The 9,019-nt window shown below is 64.0% G+C and carries 6 protein-coding genes and 1 pseudogene; 3 read left to right on the top strand and 4 right to left on the bottom strand.

Annotated elements, in window-relative coordinates; all coding sequences use genetic code 11:
* From AOQ71_RS06770 to AOQ71_RS06755, 4 genes are all read right to left on the bottom strand, one after another.
* On the bottom strand, positions 1 to 746 hold a 746-nt coding region (locus AOQ71_RS06770; protein ID WP_245316757.1), incomplete at its 3' end, for a CaiB/BaiF CoA transferase family protein.
* A 208-nt stretch (positions 747 to 954) separates the two neighbouring features.
* A complete protein-coding gene (locus AOQ71_RS06765; protein WP_057743482.1) occupies positions 955 to 1,755 on the bottom strand; it encodes an FAD binding domain-containing protein in 801 nt (266 codons plus the stop codon).
* 138 nt (positions 1,756 to 1,893) lie between these two features.
* The gene (locus tag AOQ71_RS06760) at positions 1,894 to 4,236 is read right to left on the bottom strand and encodes a xanthine dehydrogenase family protein molybdopterin-binding subunit (RefSeq protein ID WP_057743479.1); all 2,343 of its coding nucleotides are present in this window, start codon (positions 4,234 to 4,236) and stop codon (positions 1,894 to 1,896) included.
* Between the two features lie 82 nt (positions 4,237 to 4,318).
* Positions 4,319 to 4,804 carry a (2Fe-2S)-binding protein gene (locus tag AOQ71_RS06755; protein WP_057743476.1) on the bottom strand — a complete coding sequence of 162 codons (486 nt, stop codon included), beginning with the start codon at positions 4,802 to 4,804 and terminating at the stop codon, positions 4,319 to 4,321.
* Positions 4,805 to 5,444: 640 nt separating this feature from the next.
* On the opposite strand from AOQ71_RS06755, the gene AOQ71_RS06750 reads away from it, so the two are divergent.
* The 3 genes and pseudogenes from AOQ71_RS06750 to AOQ71_RS47330 all read left to right on the top strand — a co-directional run.
* A complete protein-coding gene (locus AOQ71_RS06750) occupies positions 5,445 to 5,894 on the top strand; it encodes an SRPBCC family protein (protein WP_057743622.1) in 450 nt (149 codons plus the stop codon).
* Between the two features lie 386 nt (positions 5,895 to 6,280).
* Entirely contained in the window at positions 6,281 to 7,996 is a 1,716-nt protein-coding gene (locus tag AOQ71_RS06745) for a PQQ-dependent methanol/ethanol family dehydrogenase (RefSeq protein WP_063958201.1), read from the top strand.
* Positions 7,997 to 8,306: 310 nt separating this feature from the next.
* Positions 8,307 to 9,019 (top strand): annotated as a pseudogene (locus tag AOQ71_RS47330) (transporter substrate-binding domain-containing protein); the annotation flags it as partial.

Genomic DNA, 9,019 nt, shown 5'->3' with positions numbered 1-9,019 from the left:
GAGCCGATCGAGACGAAATGGCCGCAGGCGCATTCATAGACGCCGTAGAAGTGCGCGCCGCCATCGAGGAAATTGCGGTTGCGGCCTTCGGTCCAGCGTCCCAGTGTCTTCATGTCGAAGAAGAACGACATCAGCGAGGCTGCGCCATCGCACATCGCGGCGTCGACCACCTGGCCTTTGCCGGACCTTGATGCTTCCAGCAGCGCGGCGAGCACGCCGACCACGAGATAGAGCGCGCCGCCGCCGAAATCGCCGACCAGGTTGAGCGGCGGCACCGGCGCCTCGTCAGTGCCGATCGCGGCGAGCGCGCCGGTGATCGAGATGTAGTTGATGTCGTGGCCGGCCGCGTTCGCCAGCGGGCCTTCCTGGCCCCAGCCGGTCATGCGGCCGTAGACCAGCCTTGGATTGCGCGCGAGCACGATGTCAGGACCGAGCCCGAGCCGCTCCATCACGCCGGGACGAAACCCTTCGACCAGCGCGTCGGCGCTGGCAAGCAGGTCGAGCACCTCAGCAATCGCCGCCTTGTCCTTGAGGTCGAGCTCGATCAGCTTGCGGCCACGCCCCGCCACCGACTTCATGCTCTTCTTGGCGCCGACACGGTCGAGCGTGACGATTTCGGCGCCCATGTCGGCCAGCATCATGCAGGCGAACGGGCCGGGTCCGATGCCGGCGAATTCGACGATGCGGAAGCCCGCGAGCGGGCCGGTTGCGCGGACGGATGAGGTGGGAGCTGGTTTGTCGAGCACGTTGTTGTTTCCTCGGGTCGCGGGCGAATGCCGGTGATCCGGCAAACGCCTCTGACGTTGCTCTTGGTGGCGAGTTAATCGGCTGATTAACTTTTCTCGCCTTCCCGCCAGCGAGGCAAGCGGTTTCATTCCGCATGGGCAAAATAAAACGGCGCGCACCGAAGTGCGCGCCGCGGAAAATTTGTGTCGAGGCGCTGGCGCGGGATTGTCAGCCCGCGGCAGTCACCGCGCGCTGCGCCATCACCTTGACGAGGTTGGCGCGGTACTCCGCTGTGCCGTGGATGTCGGCCAGCAGCCCGCTCGCGGGAATGCTGACGCTGTCGATCGCCGACGGCGACCAATTCGCCTTCAGCGCGGACTCGATCGCGCCAACCCGCATCACGCCGCTTTGCGAGGCGCCGGTCGCGGCAACGCGGATCTCGCCGGCTTTCGTCTGTGCGACGAAGACGGCGGTCAGCGCGAAGCGCGAGGCGGGATGCCGCATCTTGGCATAGCCTGCTTTGGTCGGAACCGGGAACGACACGGCGGTGATGATCTCGCCGTCTTCAAGCGCGGTCGTGAACAGGCCCTTGAAGAAGTCCTCCGCCGCGATCGACCGCTTGTTGGTCTTCACGGTGGCGCCGAGCGCGAGCAGGGCGGCCGGGTAATCCGCGGCCGGATCGTTGTTGGCTATCGAGCCGCCGATCGTGCCGCGATAGCGCACCGCAGGGTCGCCGATCTGCGAAGCCAGATAGGCGAGCGCGGGGATCGCCTTCTTGGCGGCATCGCTGGTCGCAACGTCGTAATGCGGCGTGGCCGCCTTGATGGTCAACGTGTCGCCCGAGGCCTCGACGCCGATCAATTCCTTGATCTTGGCGACGTCAATGACATCGGAGGGCCCCGCGAGCCGCTGCTTCATCACCGGCAGCAGCGTCTGGCCGCCGGCAAGGAATTTCGCCTCGCTGCTCTTGCCGAACAGGCTGGCGGCCTCATCCACCGAGGAAGCGCGATGATAGGTTGTCTGATACATCTTGGTTGCTCCTGAAATCTTTTCTCTGTCATTCCGGGATGCGCCGAAGGCGCAGACCCGGAATCTCGAGGTTGAATCCGTAGCTCCAGATTCCGGGTTCGATGCTTCGCATCGCCCCGGAATGACGATGATGAGGTGTCAAGCCGCGTGGATCGTGCGCCACACCCGATCAGGGGTTGCGGGCATTTCCAAATTGTTCTTGCCGATCGCATCCGTGATCGCATTGATCACGGCCGCGGAGGCGCCGATCGCTCCGGCCTCACCGCAACCCTTGATGCCCAGCGGATTGCCCGGGCACAGCGTCGTGGTGTGAGAGAGGTTGAAGGAGGGCACATCGTCGGCACGCGGCATGGCGTAGTCCATGAACGAGGCCGTGACCGGCTGGCCGTTGGCATCGTACATGGCGTGCTCGAGCAAGGCCTGCCCGATGCCTTGAACCAGGCCGCCATGGACCTGGCCCTCGACGATCATCGGGTTGATCAGCCGGCCGAAATCGTCGGCCGCGACGAAGTTGACGAAGCTCGTCTTGCCCGTACCGGGATCGACCTCGAGCTCGCAGATATAGGTGCCGGCCGGGAAGGTGAAGTTGGAGGGGTCGTAGAAGGCGCTTTCCTTCAGGCCCGGCTCCATCCCGTCAGGCAGATTGTGCGCGGTGTAGGCCGCGAGCGCGACCATCGGCAGCGCGATCGCCTTGTCGGTGCCCGTCACCTTGAACTCGCCGTTCTCGATGACGATGTCGGCCTCCGAAGCCTCCAGCGCATGCGCGGCGATCTTCTTGGCCTTCGTCTCGACCTTCTCCACCGCCTTGAGGATGGCGGTGAGGCCGACGGCCGCCGAGCGCGAGCCATAGGTGCCCATGCCGAACTGCACCTTGTCCGTATCGCCATGGACAATCGAGACCTGGCTGATCGGAATGCCGAGCCGATCCGAAATGAGCTGAGCGAACACCGTTTCATGGCCCTGGCCGTGGCTGTGCGAGCCGGTCAATACCTCGATGGTGCCGACCGGATTGACCCGCACTTCGGCCGATTCCCACAGGCCGACGCCGGCACCTAAGCTACCGACCGCCTTGGACGGCGCGATGCCGCAGGCCTCGATGTAGCAGGACAGGCCGATGCCGCGCAGCTTGCCGTCGGCTTTCGCCTTGGCCTTGCGCGCGGGGAAGCCGGCATAGTCGATCGCCTTCATCGCGGCGTCGAGCGAGGCGTTGAAGTCGCCGGTGTCATAGGCCATGATCACGGGCGTCTGGTGCGGGAATTGGGTGATGAAGTTGTTCTTGCGCAACGCCGCCGGATCGACGTTCAGCTGCCGCGCCGCCGTCTCCATCATCCGCTCGACCAGATAGCTCGCCTCGGGACGGCCCGCGCCCCGATAGGCGTCGACCGGCGTGGTGTTGGTGTAGACGCCGATCACCTCGGCATGGATCTGCGGGATGTTGTACTGGCCCGACAGCAGCGTCGCGTAGAGATAGGTCGGCACGGCCGACGAGAACAGCGACATGTAGGCGCCGAAATTGGCGTAGGTCTTCACCTTCAAGCCGGTGATCTTGTTGTTGGCGTCGAACGCCATCTCGGCATGGGTGACGTGGTCGCGGCCATGCGCGTCGGTGAGGAAGGCCTCGGTGCGGTCGCTGGTCCACTTCACGGGGCGGCCGGTCTTCTTGGAGGCCCAGAGCGCCACCATCTCTTCCGGATAGATGTAGATCTTGGAGCCGAAGCCGCCGCCGACGTCAGGCGCGATCACGCGCAGCTTGTGCTCGGGCGCGATGTTGTAGAACGCGGACAGCACGAGCCGGGCGACATGCGGGTTCTGCGATGTCGTATAGAGCGTGAAATGCTCCTCCGCCGTGTCGTAGCTGGCGACCGCCGAGCGCGGCTCCATCGGGTTCGGTGCCAGGCGATTGTTGGTGAGGTCCATCTTCACCACATTGGCGGCCTTGGCGAAGGCCGCATCCGTCGCGGCCTCGTCGCCGATCACCCAATCATAGACCTGATTGCCGGGGGCCTCGGGGTGGAGCTGCGGCGCGCCGGCCTTGATGGCGGCACGGACGTCGGCGACGACAGGGAGTTCCTCGTAATCGACGACGACGGCTTCCGCCGCGTCGCGCGCGAGGTTCTTGCTGTCGGCGATCACGACCGCGACGGCCTGACCGACGAAGCGCACCGTCTCCGGCGCCATCGCCGGCCATGCGCCCATCTTCATCGGGCTGCCGTCCTTGGAGGTGATGGCCCAGCCGCAGATCAGGTTGCCGACCTTGTCGTCGACGAGCTCTTGCCCGGTGAGAACGGCAACCACGCCCGGCAGCTTCAGCGCGGCGGACGCGTCGATCTTCTTCACCTTGGCATGCGCGTGCGGGCTGCGGATGAAATGGGCATAGGTCATGCCCAGCAATTTGATGTCGTCGACGTACCGGCCCTTGCCGGTGATGAAACGCTTGTCTTCCTTGCGCACGACGCGCGCGCCGATGCCTTCAACACCCATGTCTGGTCCTCCCGACCGGAATTGCTGTGCCTGCGCTTTCCACCGAAAGCTGCAGTGGTGATTGTTCGTTCGAGGCGGGCCCTTACTCGGCCGCCTGCGAGACCTTCATGCGTCCGGCCGCGTCCAGCACGGCCTTGACGATGTTGTGGTAGCCGGTGCAGCGGCAGATATTGCCTTCGAGCTCCTGGCGGACCGTGCTCTCGTCGAGCTCGCCACCATGGCGTTGCACGATGTCGATCGCCGACATGATCATGCCCGGCGTGCAATAGCCGCATTGCAGGCCGTGATTGTCGCGGAAGGCGGCCTGCATCGGGTGCAGCTCGTCGCCCTTGGCGATGCCTTCGATGGTGGTGACGTTGGCGCCGTCGGCCTGGCCGGCGAGCATGGTGCAGGACTTCACCGCACGGCCGTCCATGTGGACGACGCAGGCGCCGCATTGGCTGGTGTCGCAGCCGACATGGGTGCCGGTGAGGTTGAGATGGTCACGCAAGAGATGGACCAGCAGCGTGCGGTCCTCGACGTCGACAGAGACGGCCCTGCCGTTCACCGTCAGTTTGACTGTAGACACGTGATACCTCCCGAATGTTTGTCGTTATTCCAATTAGAGACAGCGCGAACGGAACTTTGCAACTGGGATTTTGCTCACCACGCGTCATGGAAAGGTCATTGTGACGGCTGCCGCAGCGCGCGATACGGTCACGATGTTCCGTGCCGCCGCCATCCGTGGCGCGGCCGTGCAAGAAGCTGTCGAACGATGTTCGCTTCGTCGGCGGCCTGTGCGCGGGCCGCACCTGCTTCGAAACGCCGGCCTTTGGCGTCGACCCCTCGCGCCTCGTTTCTCCCTTTGCTGCCTTGTTCGTTGCGCGAATAGGAGCACGCGCCCATGCCGTTGTAACCGCGATCTTGGTAGTACGTGGCGGCGATCTAAGTCATTGATTCTGTTCGCTGCGATGCAGCGAACGGCCGCCTGCCGGGACGCCGAGTGTTGCGGCGTATTCCGTCATTCCGGGGCCCGAGCGAAGCGAGGGAGCCCGGAATCCATTACGCGTGCGGGCAAATGGATGCCGGGCTCGCGACTTCGTCGCGCCCCGGAATGACGTTGAGTGAATGAGACATCAGAACACGCAGCCCTAGTACTTCCTGGCGATTGATTGCGCACGCGCGCGCCCCTAGTCGAGCTGTACAGCAACAGCAAAGGGGTGGAAGCGATGCAGATGAACGACAGTCAGCGTATCCCGGCGTCGAAGGCCAATGTGTGGGCTGCGCTCAACGATCCCGACATTCTCAGGCGCTGCATTCCAGGTTGCCAATCGCTCGAGATGGCGTCGCCGACGGAGATGGTCGCGACCGTAGTGCTGAAGGTCGGCCCGGTGAAGGCGACGTTCAGCGGCAAGGTGACGCTGACCGATATCGATGCGCCCAATGGCTACCGCATTATCGGCGAAGGCGCCGGCGGCGTCGCCGGCTTTGCCAAGGGCGGCGCGAAGGTCAGGCTGGAAGAGGAAGCTCCCGGCATCACCATCCTGCACTACGAGGCCGAGGCGCAGATCGGCGGCAAGCTCGCGCAGCTCGGTTCGCGGCTGATCGATTCGACGTCGCGCAAGCTCGCCGCGAATTTCTTCGAAAGTTTTGCATCTGTGGTAGCGCCATCATCGTGATCGATGCGCGATGCTACCCCAATTCGGCGGTGCCGTAGGGTGGGCAAAGCGAAGCGTGCCCACGATCTCTTCATGATGGAGAAAGGTCGTGGGCACGGCGCGCGAGAAGCGCGCCTTTGCCCACCCTACCGCAGTGAACGCTACGGCTTCCGCTTGCGGCGCGATGCTGCCTGAGTTCGATGACGCATTTCGAGCTGCAAAATAAGGGCGAGACGCAAGCGTCGACAAAGAGATGAGCGACGAACGCGCCGATGATTTCGCACTACTACCTTCCGCCCATACTCAGCGCGGTCTGGCGATGTTGTAATTCCCCTCGATGGCGCCGCAGACAAACTGCGCATCACGAGCGCCCAACGCGGCGCACACAACAACATCGGAGGGAATACATGACCTTTGCAACAAAGGGCTTCTTGGCCGGCATTTCGATGATTGCGATGCTGGCCGCCGCGACGCCAGGCGCTCGCGCCAACGACTCCCTGATCAAGGCGCAGTCCGATTCCAACCAGTGGGCCGTTGCCGGTCACGATTACGGAAACACGCGCTTCAGCCCACTCAGGCAGATCAACACCGAGAACGCAGGCAAGCTGACGCTCGCCTATTCGTTCTCGCTGGCCTCGCTACGCTCGAACGAATCCTCACCGATCGTGATCGGCAACACGCTCTACGTCTCGAGCTCGTGGGGTCCGAAATACGTCTACGCGCTCGATGCGGCGACCGGGCAGCGCAAATGGACCTACGAGCCCGACATTCCCGATGATGTGCTGCAATATGCCTGCTGCGACGTGAACAGCCGCGGCGTCTCCTATGCCGACGGCAAGATCTTCGTCGGCCGCCTCGACGGCAAGCTGACGGCGCTCGATGCGGCGACCGGCAAAACGCTCTGGACCTCGAAAGTGGTCGATTACAAGCAGGGCTCGGTCATTACGTCGCCGCCGCTCGTCGTGCGCGACAAGGTGATCACGGGGTTCGGCGGCGGCGAATATGGCGTTCGCGGGTCGCTGCAGGCCTTCGACATCAACACCGGCAAGCAGGTGTGGCAGACCTACACCGTGCCGAACCCGGATGAGCCCGGCGGCGACAGCTGGAAGGGCGATTCCGCCCAGCATGGTGGCGGCGCCGCCTGGCTGGTCGGCTCCTACGATGCCAAGACCGACACGGTCTATTGGGGCACCAGCAATCCCGGTCCATGGAACACCGGGGTGCGCTCCACCGGCGACGGCAATTTCGGCAAGCTGACCAACCTCTACACCGCCTCGACGCTGGCGCTCGATCCCAACACCGGCAAGATCAAGTGGCACATCCAGACCACCCCGGCGGATGCCTGGGACTATGACGGCGTCAACGAAGCCGTGCTCGCGGATCTGAAGATCGGCGGCAGCACCGTTCCGGCGCTGATGAAGGCGGATCGCAACGGCTTCTTCTTCGTCGCCAACCGCGAGACCGGCAAGGTGCTGTCGGCGGAGAAATACGTCTTCACCAGCTGGGCGCAGAAATGGGATACCTCCACGCTGCGCGCGGTCGAGGATCCCGACAAGCGTCCGGGCCCGGGCCATCCCGCCAAAGACATCTGTCCGAATCTCGTCGGCGGCAAGAACTGGCAGCCGATGTCGTTCAACCCCGAGACCGGCCTCGTCTACATCCCGTCCAACAATGTCTGCATGGACTGGTCGGTCGGCGATGTCGCCTACAAGCGCGGCGTGTTCTATCTCGGCGCCGAATTCCCGACCAAGGAAGGCCCCGGCGGCTTCCTCGGCGAGCTCATGGCCTGGGATCCGGTGGCGCAGAAGAAGGTCTGGTCGATCAAGGAAGACCTGCCGTTCAATGGCGGCACCCTGACCACCGGCGGCGGCCTCGTGTTCGCCGGCAACATCCACGGCGATTTCCGTGCCATCGACGCGAAATCCGGCAAGGTGCTGTGGAGCAAGAATCTCGGCTCCGGCATCGGCGCCGGCCCGGTGACCTACCAGGTCGACGGCAAGCAATACGTCGCCATCGTCGTCGGCCGCACCGCTGCGCTGCCTGCGTTCCTGGGCGAGGTGGGCAAGAAGATGACGGCCGCAGCTCCCGAGGGCGGTTCGCTCTTCGTGTTCTCCGTCCAGTGACCACTCGCGCGCGTATCTCTAGGAGGTGACGGGATACGCGCGCGCTTTTTCCAGGCGATCGTTGCGGCATCGGCTGATGGCGCGTGCCGCAGCGCCTGGAGCATGATCCGGAAAAGTGCGCAGCGGTTTTCCCAAAAGATCATGCTCAAAACAATAACTGAAAGCGCGATGACATCGCGCTTGACCCAACAAATCTCAACTGCGGGAGATGAGCATGCGTCCGAATCATCTTGGAAGTGGCAAGAAGCCAAACCGTAGCGTTGCAAACCGTAGCATTGCAGGGCTCGTCGCGTGGGCGGCCGCGTCCGCAATGATCGCCCCCATCGCAACGGCTCACGCCGATGAAGCACAGCCGTTCCGTCTCTGCGCTGATCCGACCAATCTTCCCTTCTCCAGCGATAGTCCGTCGCAGCCGGGCTTTTATGTCGAGATCGGGCAGGCCCTGGCGCAGGCGCTCGGCCGGCCGATCGCCTATGACTGGTACAAATCCTATTTCGGCAAGCGCACCGTGCGCGTTACGCTGCTCGGCAGGCAATGCGACGCCATGATCGGGCTGCCGCGGTCCGAGGACTTCATGGGACCGGCCGTGATCTTCTCGAGTCCGTTCGCGAAGGAAGGCTATGCCCTCGTGGCCGCCAAGGAATCGGCCAAGGGGAAGGCCATCGGCGGCATCGCCGGCCTCAGGGGCAAGCGGGTCGCCGTGCAGTTCGCCACCACGCCGCAAAACCTGCTCGCGAGCCGTGACGACGTTGAGATGGTGACCGTGCTGTCCCCGGAGGAGGGCATGCAGGCACTGGACCAGGGCAAGGCCGACATCGCCTTCATCTGGGGGCCGGTTGCCGGCTGGCTGAACAAGACCAGCTACCATGATCGCTACCAGATCGAGCTCATCGCGGGCGAAGGCCTGTCATGGGATGCGGCCATCGGCTTCGCCAAGACGTCCACCGAGCTTCGTGATCGCGTCGATGCCGTCCTGCCACAGCTGCAACGGACGATCGGCGAGCTCGCGGTGAAATATGGCTT

The sequence above is a fragment of the Bradyrhizobium manausense genome, assembly GCF_001440035.1.
Classification (GTDB): domain Bacteria; phylum Pseudomonadota; class Alphaproteobacteria; order Rhizobiales; family Xanthobacteraceae; genus Bradyrhizobium; species Bradyrhizobium manausense.
The sequence above is the reverse complement of the archived record's forward strand: the minus strand, read 5'-3'. Positions and strand labels throughout refer to the sequence as shown.

Excerpts from the sequence above, each read along its gene's own strand:
- AOQ71_RS06765 (WP_057743482.1), bottom strand. The coding sequence starts at position 1,755 with ATGTATCAGACAACCTATCATCGCGCTTCCTCGGTGGATGAGGCCGCC.
- AOQ71_RS06760 (WP_057743479.1), bottom strand. The coding sequence starts at position 4,236 with ATGGGTGTTGAAGGCATCGGCGCGCGCGTCGTGCGCAAGGAAGACAAG.
- AOQ71_RS06750 (WP_057743622.1), top strand. The coding sequence starts at position 5,445 with ATGCAGATGAACGACAGTCAGCGTATCCCGGCGTCGAAGGCCAATGTG.
- AOQ71_RS06745 (WP_063958201.1), top strand. The coding sequence starts at position 6,281 with ATGACCTTTGCAACAAAGGGCTTCTTGGCCGGCATTTCGATGATTGCG.